Source organism: Sinomonas terricola (genome assembly GCF_034931225.1).
GTDB classification, from domain to species: Bacteria; Actinomycetota; Actinomycetes; order Actinomycetales; family Micrococcaceae; genus Sinomonas; species Sinomonas terricola.
The window spans coordinates 66,113-90,512 of record NZ_JAYGGQ010000011.1 but is presented as its reverse complement, the minus strand read 5'-3'; the positions used below and the strand labels follow the sequence as shown (position 1 = coordinate 90,512).

24 protein-coding genes are annotated in these 24,400 nt (G+C 69.8%); 11 read left to right on the top strand and 13 right to left on the bottom strand.

Going from position 1 to position 24,400, the window contains the following annotated elements; translation table 11 throughout:
• Window positions 1–17: 17 nt before the first annotated feature.
• Window positions 18–830 carry an IclR family transcriptional regulator gene (locus tag SPF06_RS14395; RefSeq protein WP_323279808.1) on the bottom strand — a complete coding sequence of 271 codons (813 nt, stop codon included), beginning with the start codon at window positions 828–830 and terminating at the stop codon, window positions 18–20.
• Window positions 831–989: 159 nt separating this feature from the next.
• Here SPF06_RS14395 and SPF06_RS14390 point away from each other — a divergent pair, with 159 nt between their 5' ends.
• From SPF06_RS14390 to SPF06_RS14380, 3 genes are all read left to right on the top strand, one after another.
• Window positions 990–2,096, top strand: a complete 1,107-nt coding sequence (locus tag SPF06_RS14390) for a Gfo/Idh/MocA family protein (protein WP_323279807.1) — start codon at window positions 990–992, stop codon at window positions 2,094–2,096.
• A 12-nt stretch (window positions 2,097–2,108) separates the two neighbouring features.
• The gene (locus SPF06_RS14385) at window positions 2,109–3,455 is read left to right on the top strand and encodes an MFS transporter (RefSeq protein WP_323279806.1); all 1,347 of its coding nucleotides are present in this window, start codon (window positions 2,109–2,111) and stop codon (window positions 3,453–3,455) included.
• Window positions 3,456–3,576: 121 nt separating this feature from the next.
• Window positions 3,577–4,266 (top strand): HNH endonuclease signature motif containing protein, encoded by a 690-nt coding sequence (locus tag SPF06_RS14380; protein ID WP_323279805.1) that lies wholly within the window; start codon window positions 3,577–3,579, stop codon window positions 4,264–4,266.
• Between the two features lie 46 nt (window positions 4,267–4,312).
• On the opposite strand, the gene SPF06_RS14375 is transcribed toward SPF06_RS14380, so the two are convergent.
• From SPF06_RS14375 to SPF06_RS14350, 6 genes are all read right to left on the bottom strand, one after another.
• The gene (locus tag SPF06_RS14375) at window positions 4,313–4,729 is read right to left on the bottom strand and encodes an SRPBCC family protein (protein WP_323279804.1); all 417 of its coding nucleotides are present in this window, start codon (window positions 4,727–4,729) and stop codon (window positions 4,313–4,315) included.
• A 172-nt stretch (window positions 4,730–4,901) separates the two neighbouring features.
• Window positions 4,902–5,156, bottom strand: a complete 255-nt coding sequence (locus SPF06_RS14370; RefSeq protein ID WP_323279803.1) for a hypothetical protein — start codon at window positions 5,154–5,156, stop codon at window positions 4,902–4,904.
• Window positions 5,157–5,966: 810 nt separating this feature from the next.
• Entirely contained in the window at window positions 5,967–6,518 is a 552-nt protein-coding gene (gene hpt / locus SPF06_RS14365) for a hypoxanthine phosphoribosyltransferase (RefSeq protein WP_323279802.1), read from the bottom strand.
• 71 nt (window positions 6,519–6,589) lie between these two features.
• The gene (gene tilS, locus SPF06_RS14360; protein WP_428985772.1) at window positions 6,590–7,651 is read right to left on the bottom strand and encodes a tRNA lysidine(34) synthetase TilS; all 1,062 of its coding nucleotides are present in this window, start codon (window positions 7,649–7,651) and stop codon (window positions 6,590–6,592) included.
• On the bottom strand, window positions 7,648–8,757 hold the full coding sequence (locus SPF06_RS14355; protein ID WP_323279801.1) for a zinc-dependent metalloprotease: 1,110 nt from the start codon (window positions 8,755–8,757) through the stop codon (window positions 7,648–7,650). Before SPF06_RS14355 ends, tilS begins: the two co-directional genes overlap by 4 nt.
• 102 nt (window positions 8,758–8,859) lie before the next feature.
• Window positions 8,860–10,278: a D-alanyl-D-alanine carboxypeptidase gene (locus tag SPF06_RS14350; protein ID WP_323279800.1), complete on the bottom strand. Its 1,419-nt coding sequence runs from the start codon at window positions 10,276–10,278 to the stop codon at window positions 8,860–8,862.
• 149 nt (window positions 10,279–10,427) lie between these two features.
• Here SPF06_RS14350 and SPF06_RS14345 point away from each other — a divergent pair, with 149 nt between their 5' ends.
• Both SPF06_RS14345 and SPF06_RS14340 read left to right on the top strand, forming a co-directional pair.
• On the top strand, window positions 10,428–10,916 hold the full coding sequence (locus SPF06_RS14345; protein ID WP_323279799.1) for an inorganic diphosphatase: 489 nt from the start codon (window positions 10,428–10,430) through the stop codon (window positions 10,914–10,916).
• A gap of 129 nt (window positions 10,917–11,045) precedes the next feature.
• A complete protein-coding gene (locus SPF06_RS14340; protein ID WP_323279798.1) occupies window positions 11,046–11,657 on the top strand; it encodes a hypothetical protein in 612 nt (203 codons plus the stop codon).
• 9 nt (window positions 11,658–11,666) lie between these two features.
• Here the strand turns inward: SPF06_RS14340 and SPF06_RS14335 are convergent, their stop codons facing one another.
• Window positions 11,667–12,506, bottom strand: a complete 840-nt coding sequence (locus tag SPF06_RS14335) for an HAD family hydrolase (RefSeq protein ID WP_323279797.1) — start codon at window positions 12,504–12,506, stop codon at window positions 11,667–11,669.
• Between the two features lie 330 nt (window positions 12,507–12,836).
• Between SPF06_RS14335 and SPF06_RS14330 the strand changes: the two genes are divergently transcribed.
• Complete coding sequence (locus tag SPF06_RS14330; protein WP_323279796.1) at window positions 12,837–13,850, top strand: hypothetical protein; 1,014 nt, start codon at window positions 12,837–12,839, stop codon at window positions 13,848–13,850.
• A 46-nt stretch (window positions 13,851–13,896) separates the two neighbouring features.
• On the opposite strand, the gene serS is transcribed toward SPF06_RS14330, so the two are convergent.
• Window positions 13,897–15,183 (bottom strand): serine--tRNA ligase, encoded by a 1,287-nt coding sequence (gene serS, locus SPF06_RS14325; RefSeq protein WP_323279795.1) that lies wholly within the window; start codon window positions 15,181–15,183, stop codon window positions 13,897–13,899.
• A 93-nt stretch (window positions 15,184–15,276) separates the two neighbouring features.
• On the opposite strand from serS, the gene SPF06_RS14320 reads away from it, so the two are divergent.
• Window positions 15,277–16,329, top strand: a complete 1,053-nt coding sequence (locus SPF06_RS14320; protein WP_323279794.1) for a diacylglycerol kinase family protein — start codon at window positions 15,277–15,279, stop codon at window positions 16,327–16,329.
• 35 nt (window positions 16,330–16,364) lie between these two features.
• On the opposite strand, the gene pheA is transcribed toward SPF06_RS14320, so the two are convergent.
• Together pheA and SPF06_RS14310 are read right to left on the bottom strand one after the other, a co-directional pair.
• Window positions 16,365–17,288 carry a prephenate dehydratase gene (gene pheA / locus SPF06_RS14315; RefSeq protein ID WP_323279793.1) on the bottom strand — a complete coding sequence of 308 codons (924 nt, stop codon included), beginning with the start codon at window positions 17,286–17,288 and terminating at the stop codon, window positions 16,365–16,367.
• A complete protein-coding gene (locus tag SPF06_RS14310) occupies window positions 17,288–17,611 on the bottom strand; it encodes a rhodanese-like domain-containing protein (RefSeq protein ID WP_323279792.1) in 324 nt (107 codons plus the stop codon). The genes pheA and SPF06_RS14310 overlap by 1 nt, the downstream gene beginning before the upstream one ends.
• 77 nt (window positions 17,612–17,688) lie before the next feature.
• Here SPF06_RS14310 and SPF06_RS14305 point away from each other — a divergent pair, with 77 nt between their 5' ends.
• On the top strand, window positions 17,689–19,137 hold the full coding sequence (locus SPF06_RS14305) for an amidase (protein ID WP_323279791.1): 1,449 nt from the start codon (window positions 17,689–17,691) through the stop codon (window positions 19,135–19,137).
• Here the strand turns inward: SPF06_RS14305 and SPF06_RS14300 are convergent.
• Window positions 19,131–19,988 carry a DUF4190 domain-containing protein gene (locus SPF06_RS14300; RefSeq protein ID WP_323279790.1) on the bottom strand — a complete coding sequence of 286 codons (858 nt, stop codon included), beginning with the start codon at window positions 19,986–19,988 and terminating at the stop codon, window positions 19,131–19,133. The genes SPF06_RS14305 and SPF06_RS14300 overlap by 7 nt on opposite strands.
• Before the next feature lie 411 nt (window positions 19,989–20,399).
• Window positions 20,400–20,849, bottom strand: coding sequence for an IS110 family transposase (locus SPF06_RS14295; protein WP_323279789.1), 450 nt, complete (start codon window positions 20,847–20,849; stop codon window positions 20,400–20,402).
• Between the two features lie 262 nt (window positions 20,850–21,111).
• Between SPF06_RS14295 and SPF06_RS14290 the strand changes: the two genes are divergently transcribed.
• The 3 genes from SPF06_RS14290 to pgm all read left to right on the top strand — a co-directional run bounded on the left by SPF06_RS14290 (window position 21,112) and on the right by pgm (window position 24,380).
• On the top strand, window positions 21,112–22,290 hold the full coding sequence (locus tag SPF06_RS14290) for a M4 family metallopeptidase (protein ID WP_323279788.1): 1,179 nt from the start codon (window positions 21,112–21,114) through the stop codon (window positions 22,288–22,290).
• A gap of 51 nt (window positions 22,291–22,341) precedes the next feature.
• Entirely contained in the window at window positions 22,342–22,635 is a 294-nt protein-coding gene (locus SPF06_RS14285) for a protealysin inhibitor emfourin (RefSeq protein ID WP_323279787.1), read from the top strand.
• 89 nt (window positions 22,636–22,724) lie between these two features.
• Entirely contained in the window at window positions 22,725–24,380 is a 1,656-nt protein-coding gene (gene pgm / locus SPF06_RS14280; RefSeq protein WP_323279786.1) for a phosphoglucomutase (alpha-D-glucose-1,6-bisphosphate-dependent), read from the top strand.
• Window positions 24,381–24,400 lie beyond the last annotated feature (20 nt).

Here is a 24,400-nt window from a genome sequence, read left to right as displayed (position 1 = left end):
GGCGCCTATGGCGTGGGTCAGTGGCGAGGCAGGCGCGCCGCGAGTTCCTCGGCGGCCTCTCGCAAGGCGGGAAGCTGGTCGACGAGCTCGTCGACGGTCATGCGGACGGTGGGCGCGGAGCACGCGATCGCAGCGATCGCGCGTGGCTCTCCAGAGCCAGAATCAGCCAGGACGGGCACGGCGACGGCGCGCATGCCCACCTCGTTCTCCTCGTCCATGACGGCGTACCCCTGGCCCCGGACTCGCTCGATCTCGGCACGGAACTCGTCACGGTCCGTGATCGACCGCGGCGCGACCGGCAGGAGCTCAAGCGTTTCCAGGAGCCGCTCGCGCTCCTCCGGCGCGGCGAACGCGACGAGCGCCTTGCCGATCGCGGAGCAGTGCAGGTACCCCCGGTAGCCGGGGTCGCTCGTGACGCGGAACGCCTTCGGCCCGTCCACCTTCGCGACGGTCAGGAAGCGGTCCTCGTCCGGGACGCCGAGGATGCTCGCCTCCTGCGTCTTCTCGGTGAGCCGCGCGAGCACGGGATTCGCGGTGCCCGCGAAGCCGAGGCTGTTCGAAACGTACAGCCCGAGCTGGAAGACACGCAGACCGAGGCTGTACTTCTTCCCCTCGGGCTCGAAGTCGACGAAGCCCGCGCGCTGGAGCGACTGCAGGAGCCGATACGCGGTGCTGAACGGCAGCTCCGCGCGGCGCGAGAGGTCCGCTGCCGTCGTCGCGCCGGGTGCGTCGCCAAGCATGACGAGAAGGCTCAGGGCCTTGCCGACCATGTCGGTCTTGCCGGGCCTCTCGTTCGGCGCGGACTTCTCGTCATCGGTGATCGAGGTCATAAGTCGATAGTGCCACAACTCTCACATTGTGGCAACGCTCACCAGATCGTGGAAGTTTTTCTTGACTTGTGAGGCGGGACACAGCATCATCGTTTGTATCGCGAAAGCTACTTCCACATTGCGGTTACGTTTCGTGGAACGCACACTTCAGCAGGAGCCATGACCACACAACGCCGTGTACACATCGCGGTCGCCGGATCGGGACTGATCGGCCAGGAGCACCTCCGCCGGATCGCCCACAGCGACGAGACGGTGAATGCTGCGGTCTGCGCCGTCGTCGACCCGGCGCCGGCCGCGCGCGAGGTCGCGGCGCGGCACGGCGTTCCCCTCTTCACGTCCCTCGCAGAGCTCTTCGCGGCCCAGCGCCCCGACGGCGTGATCCTCGCGACCCCCAACCGCTTCCACGTATCCGGCGGGCTCGAGTGCGTCGCGGCCGGCGTCCCCGTCCTCGTCGAGAAGCCCATCGCCGAGACGGCCGACGACGCCGAGCGGCTCGTCGCTGCCGCCGACGCCGCGGGCGTCCCCCTCCTCGTGGGACACCACCGGAGGCACAGCCCGCTTCTTGCGCAGGCTCGCCGCATCGTCGGCGAGGGGACGCTCGGCACCGTCGTCGCCGTCGTCGGCACAGCGCTCTTCCGCAAGCCGGACGACTACTTCGGCGCCGGGCCCTGGCGCGCCCAGCCGGGCGGGGGGCCGATCCTCATCAACATGATCCACGAGGTCGACGACATGCGGGCGCTGTGCGGAGAGATCGTGCGGGTGCAGGCGACGGCGTCGAACGCGGCGCGCGGCTTCGCGGTCGAGGACACGGCCGCGATCACGCTCACGTTCGCGAACGGGGCCCTCGGGACGTTCATGCTCTCCGACGCGGCCGCGGCCGCTGCCTCGTGGGAACAGACCTCGCGCGAGAACCCCGCCTATGCGCACGCCGACGACGAGGACTGCTACCTCATCGCCGGAACACGCGGATCCCTCGGCGTCCCCACCATGCGGCTGAGGACCTTCGCGGGCGACGCCTCGTGGTGGGAGCCGTTCGAAAGCCGCACCGCCGCCGTCGAGCGCCACGACCCGCTCGCCGCACAGCTCGCCCACTTCGCCGCCGTCGTCCGCGGCGACGCCGAGCCCCTCGTCACCGGCCGGGACGGCATCCAGTCCCTCCGCGTGGTCGAGGCCATCCTCGAAGCGGCCCGCACGGGCCTTGCCGCAGAAGTACCCACCCAAACCCACGCTGCTGCACAGATGCAGACCCAATCGGCGCAGAACTAGAAGGAACCGGCCATGTCCACAGCAATCCCTGCCGCCCCGCAGAAGACCCCGGTCCGCGCCGCGCTCGCGAGCTGGGTCGGCAGCGCCCTCGAGTACTACGACTTCTTCATCTACGGCACCGCCGCCGCGCTCGTGTTCAACAAGATCTTCTTCCCGAACGCCGCCCCCGGCGTCGACATCCTGCTCTCGATGGCGACGTTCGGCGTCGGCTACGTGGCCCGCCCCATCGGCGCGTTCTTCATGGGCCACTGGGGCGACAAGTTCGGGCGCAAGAATGTGCTCATCGGCACCGTGCTGCTCATGGGCATCTCGACGTTCCTCGTCGGCTGCCTCCCCACGTACGGCCAGATCGGCGTGTGGGCGCCGATCCTGCTCGTGACGCTCCGCCTCCTCCAGGGCTTCTCCGCCTCCGGCGAGCAGTCCGGCGGCACGTCGATGTCCCTCGAACACTCGCCCGAGAACCGTCGCGGCTACTTCACGAGCTTCACCCTTTCGGGCACGCAGTTCGGCCAGGTCATCGCGGCCGCAGCGTTCATCCCGGTCTCGGCGCTTCCGGGCGACCAGCTGCTCACGTGGGGCTGGCGCGTGCCGTTCTGGCTCTCCGCCCTCGTGGTCTTCGCGGGCCTCATCATCCGGGCGCGCCTCTCCGAGACGCCGGTGTTCAAGGAAGAGGCCGCGTCCCACGAGGTGGCCCAGGCCCCGCTCAAGGTCCTGTTCCGCCACCACTGGAGGGCTGTGATCCGCGTCGCGCTGTGCGCGCTAGTCTCGACCGTGTCCACGATCTACGGCGTCTACGCCCTCGCCTTCGCGACCACGACCGTGCACCTCGACAAGGGCGTCATGCTCTGGGTCGGCGTCACGACCAACCTGCTCTCCCTCCTGACCATCCCGGCCTGGGCCCTCCTCGCCGACAGGATCGGCCGCAAGCCCGTGTTCATCCTGGGCACGCTCGGCTCCGGCGCGGCGATGTTCCTGTACATGCCGGCCATCGCGAGCGGCAACTGGGCCGCGATCTTCGGCGTGGCGATCCTCATGTCCGGCGTGCTCTACATGGCCCAGAATGGGATCTTCCCCGCGTTCTACTCCGAGATGTTCCCCACGAAGGTCCGTCTCTCCGGCATGGCGATCGGCACGCAGGTGGGCTTCGCCCTCGCCGGCTTCGCGCCGACCATCACCGCCGCGATCGCGGGGCCCGGCGTCAACGGGTGGGTGCCCGTCGCGTGGTACACGCTCATCTCGAGTGTCATCGCCGCGGCCGCCGCGCTCACGGCGAAGGAGACGGCACACAAGACGCTCGCGCAGATCGACGCCGAGGCCGAGGCATCGGCTGCGGGCCACGCGAAGGCCGCCGTCGCCTGACACGTCCGTCTGCGCACAGGTCCCCGTGGTTCCGCCACGGGGACCTGTTGCTTTCCGGCCTTCCGACACGCGCGCGGAGGCCCGGCCCGACTCTGCTCCCTCACCTACGCTGGGGAACATCATGGTCTTCGCAAAGCGCATCATTGTCGTCGTCATCATCTGTGCCGTGGCCGCCGTCGCCCTCGCCGTGGGGCTCTCGAGCCTCGCCAAGGCACCGAGCTCGGCGGCGCCGTCGTCCTCTGCCGCGGCCTCCGGTGCGACGCCGGTCCTCGCGGCCGGGCACGGCTGGACTGACAGCGGCGTCCAGGGCCCCATGCCTGCCGAAGGCGCGTGCCACCTCCGCTGGACGGCGTCACACGAGCCGCTCCCCGACCCGGCGTGCACACCCGGCGCGATCGACTCGGCCGTGGCCCAGGGCAACCTCGGGCAGACGGTGTGCCGGAAGGGCGGCTACACCTCGAGCGTGCGCCCGCCTGTCGGGATCACCAACAAGGCGAAGACCCAGATCATGGCGGCGTACGGGATCCCCGCGTCGGACGCGTCGAAATACGAGCTCGACCACCTCATTCCGCTCGCCGACGGCGGCGCCTCGGACATCCGCAATCTGTGGCCGGAGCCGAATGTGTTCGCGTCCGCGCAGCATTCCAACTCCGCGTTCGTACACAACGACAAGGACCAGGTGGAGCAGGACGCGTTCGCGGCCCTGTGCTCTGGTTCCGTCTCGCTCGACTCGGTGCAGAAGACGATGGCGGGCGACTGGACGTCGGGGCGGTACGCGTCGGCGTCGGGCGGGGACGACGGCGCGAACTGAGTCGCGCTAATCGCGGACGGGGTCGGGACGGGACGCGTTGCTACCGCTAACCGCGTGCCGTCTCAGGTCCGCCTTCTTCGAGAAGCCGACGGAGCGCTTCGAGATCTCGCCGCACGGCCCCCGCGTCGGCCTCGAAATCCTCGTCAGCGACTCCGTGGGCACGGCGGAGATGGAAGACCGCAAGGCTCTCCTCGCCGTCGGCCAGGATCCTGAACTGGTTCAGGACCGTCTCCCCGGTGGGAAGCATCACTATGTGGTCCAGGATCCCCGCCGATCTGTCGCCGACGAACCGCACTTCGATTGCGCCCATGGGGGATTCGGCGATCCATCGGCCGCTGTCCTCGCGGATGCCCGCAGCGAGCCCGGCCGCCCATCGCGGCAGGTTGGCCGGATCTCCGGCGAAGGCTGCGACGACGCGTGGCGGCCGGGCGATCGGCACGTCAAGATGACGGAACTCTGACACGGGTCGAGCCTACGCCTGCCGCCGGAATGGATCACGAGACGTTCCGGTCGCTCACCGCGCCTTGCTCGAGGCATTACGCACCGTTGGCGGCGAAGGGCAGCGACCGGTTCGGGTCCGATCACGCCCTGTCTCGCGCCGAACAGGATGAGTTCGCGCTCCAGCCTTGGCCCGTTCACATCAGCGATTCCGGGATGCCGAATCGCTTCCCAACGAGTATGCGAATGGCATCGACTAAAGGCTGATCTTCCAGCTCAACGCCCTTGTCCCCGTAAATTACGCCAGTTTCGCTGCCCACTGCATCGATGTCGAAAAGCCTGAGGATCTCGGCCACGCGGAACTGGTATTCGGTGGAGGTCATCTGGCGGGACGCGCGGACTGGAATTGTGCTGAGTTTGCGCGCGACCTCGGACCGTTTGGATCCGGTCATTGGGCACGCATCGCGTTGGGTCCGCAGTAGTCGCTCAACGTCAAGATGTTCCCATCGCTTTCCACCCTCCAGTTCACTGTCCTGGTCCCGTAGTTGAAGCGCAGAAGCAGACAGCGGCGGATTTTAGAGTTTTCAATGCGTCCCCCCGATTGTCCGGACGGGATTCCGATGCAATCACCGCCACTGGTTCGTGCACTCTTGCACGACTTTCGCCATTGCACAAGGGCCCGGATTCTCACATGACCAACCAGCATAATTGCATGGTGAAGGTGCCGATTTCGCGGGAGCATACGCCTTCATTCGAAGTCCAGCTACCTCTACCGAAAGACTACTTTGCGAGAGGAAGTTCCCGGGAAGGCTGAGGACTACAGCAATACGGCCAGAACAAGGCCTCGGCTTAGTCCCGCCCGCAAATCCTCTGCTGAGGAAGCCAGCAAACATTTCAATGCTGGCCGTCATGCCCTGACGCTATGGGGGAGGCCCGGTACGAAAGACCGCACCTGATGCCCCCTATCCCTTCCACCCTCCGCCGCGCCCGCGCCGCAACGGTTGGCCTGTTCTTCACTCAGGCCTGGCCCTAACCGTGTGGGTCGTGAACATCCCCGCCGTCGAACACCAGACACACGATCCCGCTGCCGCCGTCGAAGCCGTCGAGAGGATCACGAGGGGCTCCGGTCACTGACCGGCCCTCACGGCACCTCGAGGAAAAGCTCAGCCGGCAGAGTCTGCCAGATCGGGCACGACCGTGACCTCGACGCCGGCAGCGTGCAGCGCCTCGAGTTGTTCAGGTGGCCGAACCGTCCGTGATGGTTACTCGTACACGTGCGGCGCGAGGGTGCCCACGAAGTCGAGGTTTCGGTACTTCTCCGCGTAGTCGAGCCCGTAGCCGACCACGAACTCGTTCGGGATGTCGAAGCCCACGTACTTGACGTCGATCTTGACCTTCGCGGCGTCCGGCTTGCGGAAGGCCGCGCAGATCTCGACGGACGCGGGGCCGCGAGACTCGAGGTTCGTCTTGAGCCACGAGAGCGTGAGGCCCGAGTCGATGATGTCCTCGACGATGAGGACGTGCTTGCCCATGAGGTCCGAGTCGAGGTCCTTGAGGATCCGCACCACCCCGGACGACTGAGTTCCCGAGCCGTACGACGAGACGGCCATCCAGTCCATCGTGACGTGGCTGTGCAGCGCACGGGCCAGGTCCGCCATGACCATGACGGCGCCCTTGAGCACGCCGACGATCAGGAGGTCGCGCCCCTCGTAATCCTTGTCGATCGCGACGGCGAGCTCGGCGATCCGCTGCTGGATCTGCTCGCGGTCATAGAGGACGTGCTTGAGGTCTGCCTGGACGTCGTGAGAATCCACCTGCGCTCCTGGAACTCGGGTCTCGGACGCCGCGCGGCCGGTGCCAGAAGGCCAGTGCCGAAAGCACAGCGTCAGCGGTGCGATACAAAGACTAGCTTCCCATACTCCGTTCCGCGCGGTGCACCTTTCCGCCGGGGCTGCCGGTGCGCGGTCACATGGCCCGGGACCTCGACCGGACCGGCGGAGCCGCGCCGCTCGAGAAGGCGTTCGACGGCGGCGAGCCGCTCGAAGGTCGGCTGGCCGCCGAGTTCGACGACGGCGAGCGCGAGGACGCGGCTCCGGAGCGCCGCCGGGAGCGCCCGGACGGGCTCGCCTGGCAGCAAGAGCTCGCGTTCGCGTGGCCGCTCGACAAGCTCGGCGTACGCTCGCGCGGCCTCGGCGTCGAGGAAGTCCGCATCGTGCCCGAGGATCGCGGCCGTCCGCGCGAGTCCCTCCGCGACGCCCGGCCCGAGCTCAGCCTCGAGGAACGGCATGATCGCCGCGCGCACCCGCGAGCGCATGTACCGGGGGTCGGCATTCGTCGGGTCGAACCAGGGCTCGAGCCCCTCGGCCGCGCACACGTCGAGCGTGTCTGCCCGCCGGAGCCCGAGGAAAGGCCGCACATACAGCCCCCGCACGGCCCGCATGCCGCCAAGCGATCGCGTCCCCGAGCCGCGGGCGAGCCCGAGCAGCACCTGTTCGGCCTGGTCGTCGAGCGTGTGCCCGAGCAGGACGGCGCCCGCACCCCACGCCGCGGCCTCCGCCTCGAGGGCCGCGAGCCGCGCCGAACGCGCCGCGGCCTCGGGCCCCTCGCCCGAGGAGCGCACCTCGACGGCGACCACCCGCACGGGCGAGAGCCCGAGCTCTCCCAACACGGCCGCCGTCGTGCGCGCAACCTCGCCCGAGCCTTCCTGGAGCCGATGGTCGACGACGACGGCGCCCACCTCGAGCGGGTGCCCGCCCACCGCGCCGCGCCGCGCGAAATGGGCGACGGCGGCCGCAAGCGCAAGTGAATCCGGCCCGCCCGAGCACGCGACGAGCACGCGCGACGGCCAGCAGGCCTCTTCGAGCGCGGCCTTGACGGCGTTGCGGGCCCGGCCGACGGCTGGGTGCAGCCGCCGCCGTTCAGGAGAGGCGAAGTCCCGCGAGCTCACCCCATCCTCGCGACCCACGCTTCGGGCGCGTGGATCTCCTCCTCGGTCGGGAGGTTCTCGGGGCGCTCCCAGATGCGGTTGAAGCCGTCCATGCCCACGCGGTCCACGACGCCCGTGACGAACTTCGCCCCGTCGGTGTACTGGCGCATCTTGGCCTCGAGCCCCAGCACCCGGCGTACGAAGGTCTCGAGCACGCCGCGGTTCTCGCTCCGCGCCGTGTAGCGCTGGCGGATGGTCTTGACGCTCGGAACCACGTCGGCGTCGACGGCGTCCATGACGACCGTCGCGTGGCCCTCGAGGAGGCTCATGATCGCCGTGAGGTGCGAGAGCGCGGCCTTCTCGGCGGGGTCCTGCAGGAGGTCGAGGATCGCGCCGCGGCTCGGGAACGGCTGCCCGACCCCCGCCCAAGGCCTGTCGCGCAGGGACTTCGCCGCCGCCGTCGCCCGCTCCATGAGGGAATCCATGTTGCCCAGGAGGCTGTCGGAGAGCTGGGCGACCTGGTCGAGGATGTGGCCGCGGAGCCACGGCGCCGCTGCGAACTGCACGCGGTGCGTCTGCTCGTGGAGGCAGACCCAGAGGCGGAAGTCCTCGGGCTCGACGATGAGCTCGCGCTCGATCTGCACGATGTTCGGCGCGACGAGGAGCAGGCGCCCGGCCTCGGGGATCGTCGAGCCGGGGGCGAGCGCCGCGTACGGCTCGTACTGTCCAAGCACCTTGTTGGAGAGGAACGCGAGGACGGCGCCGAGCTGGGCACCGGTGATCGCGCCGCCCATCCTCGCCGCCGAAGGCGTGAGCTCGCTCGCCTTCCTCTCGACGAGCTGCGTCAGGACCGGGCCGAGCATGACCTGGAATCCCTGCGTGTTCGCCTTCGCCCACGAGCCGCGGTCCACGACAAGCACCTGCGAATCGCGGAGGTTCTCGGCAGCCGCGAGGGCGGTGATGCGGTGGACATGGGGGACGGCGGCATCCGCGAGACGGCGGAGGCTCGCGACGGCGTCGGCCGCCTCAGAGGGCGAGAGCTGGGGCCCCGGCGGGGCGAGGCGCGCTGCCGTGGCGGCCGCGAGATCCCAATTGATGAGCTGCGGTGCCGTCTCGTGGACATCCATATCCCCATCAGACCACACAGGACCGTCAGAACACACCGCGTCCGGGGCGGCCCTTTCAGGCTCCGCCGTCTGTTCGCTCAGGGCTGTAGGGACCGGGCCCGTTCACCGGCATCCGCAGCCGGCAAGAGCGGATGCCGCGCCGTCGACCGCGGTCGCCGCGCCCGGCCGGGCGCCTGGCGCGAGGCCGTTGCCCACGAACGAGAACACGAGGAGCCGGCCGTCCGCGTCCACGACGTAGCCCGTGAGCCCCACGACCGTGTTGAGCGTGCCCGTCTTGGCCCGCACGAATCCCGCGCCGGCCGCCCCCTGCCCGTAGCGGGCCGCAAGCGTGCCGGTGAGCCCCGCGATCGGGAGGCCGTCGAGCCCTCGACGCAGCCGCGCGTCGTCGCCCGTCGTCATGGCGCGCATGAGCGATGCGAGGCTCGCCACGGAGATGCGGTCCGAGATCGCGAGGCCTGACGCGTCGTGCAGCTCGATGCCGGCTGTGGAGCCGAGGAGGCGCTGGGCGGTGTCCTCGAGGACCGCGCGGGCGCCGTCGATGCTTGCGGCACGGCCGCTTGCTGCCGCGGCGAGGCGGGCGAGCGTCTCGGCCGCGTAGTTGTCCGACTCGCGGAGCGTGTACGCGAGCTGGTCCGCGATCGACGCCGACGCGACGCTTGCGAGCTCGGCGCCGCCGGCCGCCGCCGCCCGAGCGACCCCACTCGCGACTGTCACGTCGCTGCCGAGCGCCGCGGCGAGCGCGTCGCGGAAGGCCGCCGCGGCGGCCGCCGCCGGATCGGCGGGACGCTGCCCGCCGGGCTGGGTCCGGGCCACGTTGAGCGCGATCGGCGCGATCGGCGCGATCTCGCCGGCCGCGACGTCCTCGGACGCCCACGCGGGATTGAGCGCGGGCCCCGTGAAGAGGGAATCGTCGAGCTGCACCGACACCGTTCCGTGCACCGTCCCGAGGGCCGCCGCGGTCTCGCGCGCGAGGGTCGCGAGGCCCGCGCGCCCCTCGACCGCGTCCGGCTGCGACTCACCCCTGCCGAGGAACACGTCACCGCCGCCGACGAGCACGACGCTGTTGGGCGCGCTTCCGCGCACGGTCCGGGTCGTGAGCGTCGCGTTCGGGCCGAGCGTCGTGAGCGCCGCCGCGGCCGTGAGGAGCTTGAGGTTGGACGCGGGCGCCACCGGCTGCGCGCCGCCCCGGCTGTAGAGCGACTGGCCCGTCGCGCCGTCCAGGACCACGGCCCCGAACGTTCCGTTGTCAGGGCCGAGCTGGCCGTCGATCGCCTTGGCGAGCGCCGCGGGCGCGGGTTGCGGCGCGGAGTCCCCGAGCAACGTCGCCCCCCGGAGCGCAACGGGCGACGACGGCGCCTTGAGCCACGCGGGCACGGTCGGGTCAGGAGCGGAGTGCGCGAGGAGCGGCCCCGGGAAGACCGGTGCGAGGACCGCGCCGCCGATCGCCGCGGCCAGCACGAGCAAGAAGGAGGCGAGGACCCACGTCACGGCGCGCTGGGCGCGGGTAAAGGGCTGGGGCATCGGTAATAGTCCTGCGAGTCCGGGCCTGTGCGGCGGCATGCGATGGAGAGCACGCCCCCCAGTGCGGATATCCTCAATACTAGTTGCCGCCGGGCTGTCCTCATGCGTGGACGGGGCGGCCGCCCTGCACGCCCCAGCCAAGGAGCACCATGAAGCACGACGTCACGATCGAGATCCCGCGCGGCTCCCGCGTCAAGTACGAAGTGGACCACGAGACGGGCCGCGTCCGTCTGGACCGCGTCCTCTTCACCTCGATGCAGTACCCGACCCACTACGGCTACTTCGAGAACACGCTCGGCGAGGACGGCGACCCTCTCGACGCGCTCGTGTGGTACCCGGACGTCGACCTCTTCCCCGGCATCCTGCTCGAGGCGCGCCCCATCGCGATCTTCAACATGGAGGACGAGTCCGGCGGGGACGCGAAGCTCGTGTGCGTCCCCGCGGACAAGCGCTTCGACCACATCCAGGAGGCCTCCGACCTCGACGAGTGGCTCATCAAGGAGATCGAGCACTTCTTCAGCCGCTACAAGGACCTCGAGCCGGGCAAGTGGGTCAAGCCGGCGGGCTGGGCCGACCGTGCCGCGGCCGAGGCCGAGCTCGAGGCGTCGATCAAGCGCTTCGAAGCTCAGGGCCACTGACTGTCTTGGGGCTCTGACCCAACCATCCGTTGTGGCCACTCGTTTGGCGAGAGGTGGCCACTCGTCGGGTTTCTGACGAGTGGCCACCTCTTGCGCATCCGTGGCCACCACTGGGACTAGGCTCGGGCCATGTACACGGTCACGATCAACCAGCGCGACCGCGAACCTGGCGATCGCGTGCCGCAGCTTCTGCGGGCGCTCGGCCGCGTGAGCCCCGAGGTGCCGTTCGCGCGGACGGTCGGCGACGAAGTCCAGGGCGTCTTCTCCTCCCCGTCCGTCGCGATCGAGGCCGGGCTCGCCGCGATGCGCGCCGACGCGTGTGGCGGGGTGCGCTGGAACGTCGGGATCGGCGTCGGCCCGCTGGGCGAACCCCTTCCCGAGGCGATCGACGACGTCACCGGGCTCGGCCTCGTCTACTCGCGCCGCGCCGTCGAACGCGCCCAGCACATCAAGGACGAAGCCGCGATCGCCGTCGACGGCCCGGACAGCGCGCTGGCCGCCGAGGCCGCCGCGATCCTCCGCCTGCTCGCGCTCACCGTGGCGAGACGGACGACGGCGGAGTGGCGGGTTCTCGAGCTCCTCACACCGGGCGTGCGGGGCCAGCAGAAAGCCGTCGCCGAGGCGCTCGGGATCACCGCTCAGGCCGTATCGAAGGCCATCGCACGGGCCCTGTGGAGCGAGGAGCATGACGCCCGGCCCGCTGCGGCGCGGCTCATGCGGCTCATGCTCGAGCCGCTCTGACCTGGCCTGTTATGAAAGCAGCGAGCGCATGACCGAGACGACGCCGTCCTCCTCGACGGCGAGCGTGACCTCGTCCGCGGCGGCCTTGACCTCGTCGGGGGCCTGGCCCATCGCCACCCCGCGACCGGCCCACTGGAGCATCTCGATGTCGTTGCGGCCGTCGCCGACCGCGACCGTGTTGGCCCGGTCGATGCTGAGGAGGGAACGTACGTGCTCAAGCCCACTCGCCTTCGTGACGCCCTTGGCTGCAATGTCGAGCCACGCCGTCCACCCGACGGAGTACGTCACGCCATGCAGGCCGATCGCCTCGACGGCCCGCCCGAACTCCTCGGCCGTCGCGTCCGTCGAGAAGACGACGAGGCGCACCGCGGAGACCCCGAGCAGTTCCTCGAACGTCACCCCCTTGGCCTCGACGCCGAAGCTAGAGTCTTGGAACCGCTCAGTCGAGAGGAAGTTCCCCTCCGCGTCTTCGAGGGCGTACTTCGCGCCGGGAAGGCGGTGCCGCAGAGCCTCAAGTGCCGGTGACGGGTCGAAGACGCGGCGGTCGATCACTTCGTAGCCGCCGTTCACCCCGACGTCGATGCGGGCGACCACGCCCCCGTTGCACGAGACCACGTAGCCGCGTTCGACGCCGAGGAGCTCCACGATGGGGAGGGCCGCTCCGAGAGAGCGCCCCGTGGCCACGATGAGCTCATGGCCGGCCGCGACGAGCGCCTGCCCGGCTTCACGCACGGCGGGGCGCATGTGGCCGTAGTGGTCGACGAGCGTTCCATCCACATCGAGCGCCACGAGCCTACGGTCAAGGGTTCCAAGCTGGTCATCGATGCCAGCGTTCAGCGTTGTTGTCATGAGTCTAGTGAACCACCTGCTACCGACAGTTCTGCAGGACGCAGGCCACACGGACCGTTAACGCGGGGTGAATACTCACAGGGTTCCGCACAGTGTGAGTGTTCACCTTCGGTGGCTCGCCCCTTGCGTCATGACCTCTCTCCCGTGCTCAGACGCGTTGTTGCGTCGAGGACGCACTCAGTGGATCTTGTCGGCGGGAAGGCGTCTGCGGCGCCCAGCTCTCCGCGAATCCGCTGCCGCACTGTCCCTCAACCGCCTTAGATTCGGCGGTTTATCCACATGGCTCCATCCACCGTGGCTGCACCGCGGCCTGTTTGGAAGGCTCGTGACATGGATGCCACGGGCCACGTCGTCAACACATCGCTGCGCCAGCTCGAGGGGCCGGGCTCGGATGCGAGGCGTGCCTTCGCCTCGGGCCGCCTGATTCGGCTTCGACGTGGCTTCTACGTTCCGACGGGCGTCTGGCTCAAAGCCCGTCCCGACGCGCGGTTCCGCATGGCGCTCGAAGCCCACGCGTGGTCGAATCCGAGTGCCGTGTTCTGCGGCGAGACTGCGCTGTTCCTGCGCGGGATCCCGACCGTCAAGGCGCCCATGACCATCGACGTGGCAACAGGCTCGAACGGACGGCTCGGCCTGCAGCCGAGCACCTTTGCCGTCCGCGGGGGCTCTGAGGCGGCAAGCCAGGCGCGCCACATCACGCCGCCTCCCGTCCGGCGCCGTCTGCGCAGGGCCCTCGCGGCCGAGGATGTGGACGGTTATCTCGCCGTGCCTCTCGCCGAAGCTCTGACCGAGGTCCTCGCGTCCGGGAAGTTTGCGCGGGCCCTCACCGTCGCAGACGGCGTTCTGCGTCACGATCCCGACATGCCGCTTCTCGAGCGGCCGGATCTCCGTGACGCCCTCGCCCGACTCCCCCACCGCACGCAGCGGGCACGCGCCGAACGCGTGGCGTCGCTGGCCCGGGCTGGCGCCGAGTCCCCGGGGGAATCCGTCAGTCGCGCCATCATGCATCTGTACGGCTTCCCGGAGCCCGTGCTCCAACGCGAGCACTCCGATGCCCTCGGGTTCGTGGGCAGGACGGACTTCGCGTGGGACGAAGCGCCAGAACCCGTCGGCGAGTTCGATGGGTGGGGCAAGTATTTCCAGTCGGAGTTGACGGCCGGCCAAGACCCTCAAGACATCTTTCGGAAGGAGAAACGCCGGGAGAACCGACTTCTTGCCCTCGGGCATCCGGTGCTCCGGTGGGATTGGGCGGACCTCGAACAACCCCTCAGGTTGCGCGCGAAGCTTCTCGAAGGCGGGCTGCGCCCTACGAGGGGACGGGTTGCAGTCGAGAAGATCTCTTGAGTGCGTCTTCTCCGCTGCAACCCGTCTCGTCCGGGGCCGGCAGAAGCTACAGGACCGGGAGGACCTCGAGGCCGCCGAGGTACGGGCGGAGGGCCGCCGGAACCGTCACGGAGCCGTCCGGGTTCTGGTGGTGCTCGAGGATGGCCACAAGCCAGCGCGTCGTCGCCAGCGTGCCATTGAGTGTCGCGACGCTGCGCGTGCCCTTGGCGGCGCCGTCGTCGTCGAACATCCGCTCTCGGATGTTGAGCCGTCGCGCCTGGAAGCCCGTGCAGTTCGAGGTGGACGTGAGCTCACGGTAGCGGCCCTGCGTCGGAACCCACGCTTCGCAGTCGAACTTGCGGGCCGCGCTCATGCCGAGGTCGCCAGCCGCGGTGTCGATGATCCGGTACGGGAGCTCGACCTTCGCGAGCATCTCCTCCTCCCACGCGAGCAGGCGGGCGTGCTCGGCCTCGGCCTCCTCAAGCGGGCAGTACGAGAACATCTCCACCTTGTTGAACTGGTGCACGCGGATGATGCCGCGCGTGTCCTTGCCGTGCGAGCCGGCCTCGCGGCGGTAGCACGAGGACCAGCCGGCGTAGCGGACGGGCCCGCCCGAGAGGTCGAGGATCTCGTCAGAGTGATAGCCCGCGAGGGAGACCTCGGAGGTGCCCACAAGGTAGAGGTCGTCCTCGGCGAGGCGGTAGATCTCGGCGTCGTGCTTGACGTCGAAGCCCGTGCCCTGCATCGTCTCGGGGCGCACGAGCGTCGGGGTGATCATGGGCGTGAAGCCTGCAGCGACGGCCTGGTCGAGCGCCATCTGCAGGAGCGCGATCTCGAGCCGGGCGCCAACGCCCTTGAGGAAGTAGAAGCGCGCACCGGAGACCTTCGCGCCGCGCTCCATATCGATCGCCCCGATGAGCTCGCCGATCTCGAGGTGGTCGCGCGGCTCGAAACCCTCGGCCGCGAAGTCACGGGGTGTGCCAACGGTCTTGACCACGATGTAGTCGTCCTCGCCGCCCGCAGGGACGCCGTCGATCACGAGATTCGGGAAGACGCGCATGAGCTCGTCCTGCTCGGCCTGGGCTGCGTCGGCGTCGGCCGACGCACCCTTGACCTTCGCCGCGAGCGCCTTGACCTCGGCCAGAAGGGCCTGCTTCTCCTCGCCCTTCGCCGCCGCGACCTTCTTGCCGAACGCGTTCTGCTCGGCGCGCAGGGTCTCGTACTGCGTCAGGGCCGAACGACGGCGGGAATCGGCAGCGAGGAGACGGTCCACGAGGGACTCGTCCGCACCGCGCGCGCGCTGGCTGGCGCGGAACTTCTCGGGATTCTCGCTGAGCTCTCTGACGTCAATCACGCCCCTTAGCCTAACGGGCCAGTCGGGGTGAACGGGCATGCGGATCCGCGGCACGGCACAGTTCGATGGCGCGCGGGATAGAGTGAAAGGACCATGCGCAACTGGATCATCGCCGGTGCCCTTGTCGCAGCCGGTGCGTTCGCCGTCACGAGCTGGTGGGGCGTGCGCAGGCTCCGGGAGCAGCACAGCCGCAGCGCGGTTGCCGAGCCGGCCCAGGTGCCGGAACCCGGGCCGCAGCAGGTTGCCGTGATCCTCAACCCCACGAAGGCGCGCGCCGCCGAGGCCGAGCTGCTCATCGAGGCGGCGTGCCGCGGCGCGGGCTGGCCGGCCCCCCTCGTGTTCGAGACGACGGCGGACGACCCGGGCCACTCGATGGCGCGCGCGGCGCTCGAGGCGGGCGCCGACGTCGTCATCCCGTGCGGCGGGGATGGCACGGTGCGCGTCGTCGCGGAGGCCCTCGCGGGATCCGAAGTGGCGCTCGGGCTCGTCCCGCTCGGAACGGGCAACCTCCTCGCACGGAATCTGGACCTCGACGTCACGCGCCTCGCTCAATGCGTGCACACGGCGCTGTTCGGCAGGCAGCGGCGGATCGACACCGCGACGATGGCACTCGAGAACCGTGCAACCGGCGAGAAGTCGCAGCACACGTTCCTCGTCATCGCGGGGATGGGCATGGATGCCGAGATCCTGGGCGACACGAACGAGGACCTCAAGAAGGCCGTCGGCTGGATCGCCTACACCGAGGCGGGCATCCGGCACATGCCAGGACGGCGGCGCCAGAAGGTCGAGGTCGCGCTCGACGACGCCGAGTTCCAGACGCGGCGCGTGCGCAGCGTGCTCTTCGCGAACTGCGCCAAGCTTCCCGGCGGCGTGGACTTCATCCCCGAGGCCTACATCGACGACGGCGTGCTCGACATCGTCGTCATGAGCCCCCGCAGCGTCATCGGCTGGCTCGCGATGTGGGCCAAGATCACGTTCCAGCACAACGGCCCGCTTCCCGTCATGTCCTTCTACGGCGCGCAGAAGGTGCAGATCCGGAGCGCCGAGCCGGTGGAGACGCAGGTCGACGGCGATCCGACGGGGCCGGCGACGGACATCAGGGTCGAGGTGCATCCGCTCTCGCTCCTCGTGCGCGTGGCGGGCTAGCGCTCGAAGACGACGACGACGCTCGCCGTTCGCGGTCAGTCGCCGAGGATCCCGCTCACCCACGCGCGGCTGGCGTCGAAGGCCTCGTCCGCGTTGATGGGGCCCACCGTGGGCTCGACGGCGTCTGCCCGCGAGTACGAGCCGAGGAAGCGCGTCCCGGGGCTGATGCGGTGCAGGCCCGCAAGTGCGTCGGCCACGCGGGCGTCTCGGGCGTGGCCTTCGGCATCGATGCTGAAGAAGTAGTGGCCGAGGTACTCGCCGGTGGGCCGCGACTCGATGCGGGAGAGGTTCACACCGCGGGACGCGAACTGCCACAGGATCTCCATGAGGGCGCCCGGGTGGTCCTCGGGAAGCGGGACGGCGACCGTCGTCTTGTCCGCGCCGGTCCGCGGCGGGAGCCCGGCCGGGCGCGAGACGAGGATGAAGCGCGTGACGGCGCCCGGGTTGTCCCCGATGTCGGCCGCGAGGACGTTCAGCTCGGGATGCTCATCGGCCACGATCGGTCCGCAGATTGCCGCGTCGCCCGGCAGCGAGCCGTCCTCGAGGAGGGCGATGGCGCCCGCCGCGGTTGAGGAAGCCGGCACGTATTCCGCGGTGGGAATGTTCGAGGCGGCCCATGCCCGGCACTGCGCCCACGCATGCCCGTGGGTGAATACGCGCTTCACCTCGGCCAGACTCGTGCCCGGGCGCGCGACGAGCACGAACGTGATCGGCACGAGCTCTTCACGGACGATGCGCAGTTCTGGCCCCGTCGAGATCGCGTCGAGGGTCGCCGTGACGCCGCCTTCGACGGAGTTCTCGATCGGCACCATGGCGGCGTCGGCCTCGCCCCTGCGGACGCGGTCGAGGGCTTCGTTGACGCTGCTCGACGGGATGCGCACGGCGTCCCGCGAGCCGGGCACCTTGAGGAGAGCAGCCTCGGTGAAGGTCCCCTCGGGACCAAGGAAGGTGTAGATCACTAGAGAACCGTGGGCTGCTGGCCGTTTTCGGAAACAAGCGGCCGCCCTGCGTCAAGCCACGCGTCCATTCCCCCGACGACATTCATCGCGGAATAGCCCTGATCGACGAGCCAGCTCGTCACGCGGGCGGAGCGGCCGCCCGTCCGGCACACGACGAGCAAGTCCTGATCGGGATCGAGCTCGCCTAGACGCGCAGGCAGCTCGTCCATCGGGATGTGCAGCGCACCCTCGGCGTGGCCCGCCTCCCACTCGTAGTCCTCGCGCACGTCGAGCAGGGTGCCCGCGGGCAGCTCGTCAACGCGGACGGATTCGAAGTTGGGCATGAGTGCCTCCTGGTAAGACGCCGTTCTCCGTCAAGCCTATAGTGGGCTCGCCCTCCTGAACGCCGGAAAGGACACCTGTGGATCCCGCCGTCGGCCGCCTGTCCGCGCTCGCCCTGCGCGACGCGCTGCGATCCGGCGAGCTCTCGGCGAGGCACGCCGTCGGCCATTACCTCGAGGCGATCGACGGGGTGAACCGGCATCTCGGCGCGTTCGTCACGGTCACCGCGGAACGCGCCCTCGAGGATGCCGCCGCGGCCGACGCCGCGCACGCCGCTGCGCGCCGCGCAGGCACGCTCGACGCGCTGCCGCCCCTCCACGGAATGCCGACCGCGTTCAAGGATCTCGTCGACATCGAGGGCGTTCCCACGACCCACGGGAGCGCGGCCATCGAACACCGTGCCGCGCCCAGCGACGGGCCCCTCGTCGCGCTTCTGCGCGCGGCGGGTGCGATCTCCCTCGGCAAGACGCAGGTCCCCGAGTTCGGGCTCACGGCGTATTCCGAGAACCGCGTCGCCCCGGCGTCGCGCAATCCGCACGCGCCAGCCCACAGCTCGGGCGGTTCGTCGGGCGGATCCGCGGCAGCGGTCGCCGCAGGACTGCTGCCGTTCGCGCCGGGCACCGACGGCGGCGGCTCGATCCGCATCCCCGCGGCCGCGTGCGGCATCGTAGGCCTCAAGCCGGGCCGGGGGCTCATCGCTGCAGGGCGGAGCGCGGGAGACGCGGCCCGGCTCGTCGTCGCGGGACCGCTCGCGCCGACGGCCGACGACGCCGCGCTCCTCCTCGACGCGCTCGTCGGCTCAGGCGGCGGTCACCCAGGCGTCGCGGGGCACGGCGGCCGCCACGCGGCGTCGTACGTCGACGCGGCCCGGCGCGAGCCGGGACGCCAGCGCATCGGGGTCGCCCTCGCGAGCCCTTGGGACCAGCGATACCGCGTCCGGCCGGAACCAGACGCGCTCGCCGCGCTCACCGCCGCCATCGCCCGACTCGAGGCGGCCGGACACCTCGTCGAAGAAGCCTCCGTCCGCTACGACAACCGCTACCCGGACGCCTTCACGGCCGCGTGGACGGCGAGCGTCGGAAGCCTCAGGATCGCGCCCGAGCGCGAGCCGCTCCTCACCCCGCTCACGCGGGCGTTCCGCCGCCGCGCGCAGCAGCGAAGCCGCTCCAAGCTCGACGAATCCCTCGCATTCCTCCGCTCGTTCGAGCACGACACCGTGGCCCAATACACGCGCTGGGACGTCATGCTCATGCCCGCGCTCGCGCAGACGCCGCGGCCCGTCGGCTGGTTCTCGGGTGCCGAGTGGCAGGCGACGGCTGACGAGGACTACGCGCGCCAATGCGAGTTCGCGCCGTGGTCGTCGATGGTGAACGTGTGCGGGCTTCCGGCCGTCAGCGTCCCGACGCACTGGACGGAGGCGGGCCTCCCGATGGGCGTCCAGCTCGTCGCGAGCACTGGATCCGAGGGCCTGCTCCTCGCGCTCGCGCGGCTTCTCGAGAGGCCGCACGCGCGACGGGACGGTCAGTAGCCGTCATACGGGCCGATCGAGGCCAGTCCGATGAGGATGAAGGCCACGACGACGATCGTGACGAGGAGCGCGAGGTAACCCATCACGAGGCCCGCGATCGCGAAGCCCCTACCAGCGGGCTCGCGTGAGAAGCCGAGGTGGCCGAGCACGACCGCCGCGACGGTCGGAAGGACGAACACGCCGAAGCCGATGACCGATGCGATGCCGCACACCATCGACGCGATGCTCAGGGCCTTCGGCTCGCCCGCCGGATACGGCACATAGGGCCGGGCGTACGCGTACGGCTGGCCGTAGCCGGGCTGGCCGTACGGCTGCTGGCCGTAGGGCTGCTGCGGGTAGCCCGACGGACCGTAGGGCTGCTCGGGCTGGCCATACGGCTGGGGCTGGCCCGGTGGTGGCGTCGCGTACGGCGAATGTCCGTACTGCGGCGACTGTCCGTACTGTGGCGGCTGTCCGTACTGCGGCGGCTGTCCGTACTGGGCAGAGCCGTATTGGGGGCTGGCGTATTGCGTTCCGGCCTCTTGGGGGCCGACATAGTGCGGCGGTGAGTACGGGGCTCCACGGGGCTGCTGCGCCGAGCCCGAGCCGGGCCGCTCGGGCGCCACCGTGGGGCCGACGACGCGCGGTGCCTGCGGGACGGGCGGAACCGGAGAGATCTTCCTGGTCGGGTGCGGGTTCGCGCGGACGATCGGTTCGGTCGGACGGTCGGACGCGCCCGGATCCCGGGGTACTTCGGCCTGAGGCAACCCGCCCGCACGCGCCTGGTCTTCGGGCGTCTTGTCTTCAGGCGTCTGGCTCTGGGGTGGCTGACCCCCCTCGGGTGCGGTGCCGCCGTCGTGCGTCTCTGACATGTCCCCTCCGTCCCCTCAGCATGCCCCTGCGTGCAGAACCAGATTACTCGTCCAGTCCGAGAGAAATCCGTCAAAGCGAGCGCCCTGCACTGCCGGCCTCTCGGAGGCGACGAGGCCGTGCGCACCGCGCGCAAGAATGAATTCCTAAGCAGGGTCAAGCAGCGTCGCGGCTCGTAGGCTTGTTGGTGGCGGGTCGGGATGCTGGAGCGCTTGGCGACTTCTTTTGCTCCCGGCCTGTCCTGTTCCTCTGGCGCTGGGCGAGCCTGCGGCAGGCTGCTTTGTTCCGGGCGCGGGGGTCGAGGGAGTAGTTGTCCTGGACGATACGGCGGCCTTCGGCTTCGGTGATCGGGCGGCCGTCGAGGTCTCGGATCGTGTACGGGGTTCCAGCCCGCCAGCACGCCGCAATGCGGGTCAGCAGGATCGCGGCGATGGTGCAGACCGCCGAGTTGTGATGCCTGTCGGCCTGCGCAGCGGGTCGGTGGGTCCGGGACCGGCGAACTCGCGCAGGCCCTCGGGATGCAGCAGCGGCAGCCGCGCCAGCAGCGCCGAGTCCAGACGGTCGTTCTTGGCATGCTTCGAGTAGTAGGCCCGCAGGTCGGCGGACTGAGCGGTGGGAACCATCACCACCCGCGCACCGCGGGCCCGGAACCAGGCCGCCAGGACCATCCACGCGTTGCGGGTGGGCTCCAGCACCACGGTGAGCTCGCTCGGCTCGGCCGGATCCAGATCAGACCAGAGGGTCTCCAGTTCGGCCGGCCTGGTGAAGAACTTCCTTCCCGACCATTGGAGCTTCCCGTCCACTGCCAGCGATGCCTGATGCGCTGCGCGGCACGCTACGTCGATTCCGAGGGTCATGGCCATGCTCGTCTCCTTCGTCTTGCCCCGACACCCAACTCGTGCGGCTTGACCGGGAACGGCACGGCCCAGACACTCTGCAAGCAGGAGTCCAGCAGCATCTGCGTGGCTCCGAATTCCCGAACAGGGACACCGGCCCGACCAGGCGCGGGTCCGCAGGCGAACAATCAGTTCTCAGAGATCGCACAGCGTCTCAGTCGGACCCCAAAGCCACCCGCGGACCCTAAAGGGACTCTAAGTGTCGGACCCCCTCCGTAGCGTGGGCCGCATGATGACAGAGTGGGAAGGCGCCGGCCCGGGTAAATGGGGCGAAGGCGCCGGTGAATGGGGCGAAGGCAGCGAACGCGGCGGCGAGGCGCACGGCAGGCGCGGCGCAATTCCGCCGTATCTGCTCGAACGGCTGGCAAGCGTCAGCGAGGGGACTCACCACGGTACCCGCGCGGCGTCGTCTGGGCTCGACACTGTGGCAGAGATCGCCCGGCGGACGCTCCTCACTGACAGTCGGCTGCGGCGCGTCCGCATTTCGGAGAATCCGGGCAACTCCGCGGCGGAGGCGGCAGCCCGGCTCCACCGCGAGGTGAGCGACGCCGAGAAGAGCGAGACGCTTCCGGGGCGGCTCGTGCGCAAAGAAGGTCAGGAGCCTGTCGCGGACGCCGACGTCAATCGGGCCTATGACGGCTTCGGCGCGACTTACTCCTTCCTCGAGGAGGTGTTCGGGCGATCGAGCCTGGACGGGGCGGGGCTCACCCTCGAGGGAACCGTGCACTATGGCGACTGCTATGACAACGCCTTCTGGGATGGGAGCCGGATGGTCTTCGGGGATGGGGACGGCCGGGTGTTCCGATCGTTCACCTGCTCGCTCAGCATCATCGCCCACGAACTCGGCCACGGGCTCCTCCAGTACACGACCGATCTCGCGTACCGAGGGCAGTCCGGCGCGCTCAACGAGAGCTTCGCGGACATCGTAGGCGTGATGGTCGAGCAGCACACCCGCGGCCAGACCGCCGCGGACGCGAGTTGGATCGTCGGCGAGGGGATCTTCGCTGACGGCGTGCGTGGCAGCGGGGTCCGATCACTCGCGGCGCCGGGAACCGCCTACGACGACCCGCTGCTCGGGAAGGACCCTCAGCCGGACCATATGGACGGCTTCGTCCGGACCCTCGACGACAGCGGAGGTGTCCACCTCAACTCGGGCATACCGAATCACGCGTTCTTCCTCGCGGCAACGTCGCTCGGCGGGCACTCGTGGGAGAGGGCGGGGCGAGTGTGGTTCGAGGCTGTCTCGCGGCATCGGCTTCCGGCTGATGTCGACTTCCGCGGCTTCGCCCGGGAAACTGTCCTCGTGGCGCGCGAACTGTACGGTCGCGAATCGCCGGAGGAACGCGCGGTTCGTTCCGCATGGCGCGGCGTCGGGATCACGGTGCGGCTTCCTGCGCGACACGCGTGAGCGCGGACGGACGACGGCGGATGGCGACTACTAGGCGCGGGGAGGTGAGGGATGAAGGTCAGTGTGACGCGGTCGGGAGGCTTCGCGGGGATCCCCCGCCGAGCCGCGGTCGAATTCGCGATGCGCGGCGAGCGCAGCGCCTCCGACGACGCGTGGGCCGCGCTCTACCGAGCGGCCCGCATCCAGTCGGGGAGCCTCGCGGACGACGACGGCGCAGCCCACCGGATGCGCGACGCCTTCCAGTGGACGGTCCGCCTTGGCCGCCAGCGGGTCGACGTCCCCGACCGGACGCTCACCGGGCCGCTCCGCGAGCTCGCCGAGCGGGTCCTCCAAGAGGGTGCCTGACGTCCGGGCGCTCATGGGGGTGGGCGTCACTACCGGAAATCTTCACCCAGAGGCCACCCACTGTTGGCGTTCTCTGCTTAGCTATGGGCATGGCTAACCGAGCGGGCACCGTAGCCCTCCCCAGTGACCTCGTCGACGTCACGGCACTCCTGGACGCCTATTACGACGTCTCCCCCGATCTGAGCGACCCCGGTCAACGTGTCGCGTTCGGCACGTCCGGGCACCGGGGATCGAGTCTCAAGGCCTCGTTCAACGAGAAACACATCGCGGCCATCACGCAGGCGATCGTCGAGTATCGCGCGGGACAAGGCATCCGCGGCCCGCTCTTCCTCGCCCGGGACACCCACGGGCTGAGCGAGCCAGCGACGAACACGGCCCTCGAGGTGCTCGCGGCCAACGGCGTCACGGTCCTCATCGACGCCCGCCACGGATACACCCCGACTCCGGCTCTGAGCCACGCGATCCTCAAGTACAACGCCGGCCGCGCCGAGGACGATCCGGCTCGGGCCGACGGCATCGTGGTGACGCCGAGCCACAACCCGCCCGCCGACGGCGGCTTCAAGTACAACCCGCCACACGGCGGCCCTGCGGACACCGACGCGACCGGATGGATCGCCAACCGCGCGAACGAGCTCCTCGAGGCCGACCTCAGCGGCGTCAAGCGCGTGCAGCTGACAGAGGCGCTCGCCGCGGACACAACCGGCCAATACGACTTCCTCTCGAGCTACGTGGATGATCTCCCCCTCGTGCTCGACATCGCGGCGATCCGCGACGCGGGCGTGCGGATCGGCGCCGACCCGATGGGCGGCGCGTCCGTGGACTACTGGGGCGAGATCGGAGAGCGCCACCACCTCGACCTCACCGTCGTCAACCCGACCGTCGATCCCCAGTGGGCGTTCATGACGCTCGATTGGGACGAGAAGATTCGCATGGACTGCTCGTCGCCGTCGGCGATGGCGGGCCTCATCGCGAAGGTCAACTCCGGCGACGCGAAGTTCGACATCGCCACGGGCAACGACGCCGACGCCGACCGTCACGGCATCGTCACGCCGGACGCCGGCCTCATGAATCCGAACCACTATCTCTCCGTCGCAATCGACTACCTGTACCGCAACCGCACGGGCTGGCGTCCGGATGCGGTGGTGGGCAAGACGCTCGTGAGCTCGTCCATGATCGACCGCGTCGCGGCCGGCCTCGGACGGAAGCTCGTCGAGGTGCCCGTCGGGTTCAAGTGGTTCGTTCCGGGACTCCTGACCGGCGAGGGCGCGTTCGGCGGCGAAGAGAGCGCGGGCGCGAGCTTCGTCAAGCTCGACGGCGGCGTGTGGACCACGGACAAGGACGGCATCCTCCTGTGCCTCCTCGCGTCTGAGATCCAGGCCGTGACCGGCCAAAGCCCGTCGCAGCGCTACGCGGACCTCGCTGCGAAGTACGGCTCGCCGTCGTACGCCCGCATCGACGCCGCAGCGAACCGAGAGCAGAAGGCCAAGCTCGGCAAACTCTCCGCCGCCGACGTCTCGGCGACCGAGCTCGCGGGCGAGCCGATCACGGCGAAGCTCACCGAAGCGCCGGGCAACGGCGCGAAGATCGGCGGACTCAAGGTCACCACGGAGAACGCGTGGTTTGCGGCACGGCCCTCCGGCACGGAAGACGTCTACAAGATCTACGCCGAGTCCTTCAAGGGTGAGGAGCACCTCAAGCAGGTGCAGGCCGAGGCCAAGGCGCTCGTCGACTCGGTCATCGCGTAGCGACCCTGCTGCGCCGTCGC

Excerpts from the sequence above, each read along its gene's own strand:
- SPF06_RS14340 (WP_323279798.1), top strand. The coding sequence starts at position 11,046 with ATGTACACGGTCACGATCAACCAGCGCGACCGCGAACCTGGCGATCGC.
- SPF06_RS14385 (WP_323279806.1), top strand. The coding sequence starts at position 2,109 with ATGTCCACAGCAATCCCTGCCGCCCCGCAGAAGACCCCGGTCCGCGCC.
- SPF06_RS14370 (WP_323279803.1), bottom strand. The coding sequence starts at position 5,156 with ATGACCGGATCCAAACGGTCCGAGGTCGCGCGCAAACTCAGCACAATT.
- SPF06_RS14345 (WP_323279799.1), top strand. The coding sequence starts at position 10,428 with ATGAAGCACGACGTCACGATCGAGATCCCGCGCGGCTCCCGCGTCAAG.
- SPF06_RS14320 (WP_323279794.1), top strand. The coding sequence starts at position 15,277 with ATGCGCAACTGGATCATCGCCGGTGCCCTTGTCGCAGCCGGTGCGTTC.
- SPF06_RS14295 (WP_323279789.1), bottom strand. The coding sequence starts at position 20,849 with ATGGCCATGACCCTCGGAATCGACGTAGCGTGCCGCGCAGCGCATCAG.
- SPF06_RS14380 (WP_323279805.1), top strand. The coding sequence starts at position 3,577 with ATGGTCTTCGCAAAGCGCATCATTGTCGTCGTCATCATCTGTGCCGTG.
- SPF06_RS14395 (WP_323279808.1), bottom strand. The coding sequence starts at position 830 with ATGACCTCGATCACCGATGACGAGAAGTCCGCGCCGAACGAGAGGCCC.
- SPF06_RS14310 (WP_323279792.1), bottom strand. The coding sequence starts at position 17,611 with ATGCCCAACTTCGAATCCGTCCGCGTTGACGAGCTGCCCGCGGGCACC.
- SPF06_RS14335 (WP_323279797.1), bottom strand. The coding sequence starts at position 12,506 with ATGACAACAACGCTGAACGCTGGCATCGATGACCAGCTTGGAACCCTT.
- pgm (WP_323279786.1), top strand. The coding sequence starts at position 22,725 with ATGGCTAACCGAGCGGGCACCGTAGCCCTCCCCAGTGACCTCGTCGAC.
- SPF06_RS14290 (WP_323279788.1), top strand. The coding sequence starts at position 21,112 with ATGATGACAGAGTGGGAAGGCGCCGGCCCGGGTAAATGGGGCGAAGGC.
- SPF06_RS14330 (WP_323279796.1), top strand. The coding sequence starts at position 12,837 with ATGGATGCCACGGGCCACGTCGTCAACACATCGCTGCGCCAGCTCGAG.
- SPF06_RS14300 (WP_323279790.1), bottom strand. The coding sequence starts at position 19,988 with ATGTCAGAGACGCACGACGGCGGCACCGCACCCGAGGGGGGTCAGCCA.
- SPF06_RS14285 (WP_323279787.1), top strand. The coding sequence starts at position 22,342 with ATGAAGGTCAGTGTGACGCGGTCGGGAGGCTTCGCGGGGATCCCCCGC.
- SPF06_RS14390 (WP_323279807.1), top strand. The coding sequence starts at position 990 with ATGACCACACAACGCCGTGTACACATCGCGGTCGCCGGATCGGGACTG.
- SPF06_RS14350 (WP_323279800.1), bottom strand. The coding sequence starts at position 10,278 with ATGCCCCAGCCCTTTACCCGCGCCCAGCGCGCCGTGACGTGGGTCCTC.
- SPF06_RS14355 (WP_323279801.1), bottom strand. The coding sequence starts at position 8,757 with ATGGATGTCCACGAGACGGCACCGCAGCTCATCAATTGGGATCTCGCG.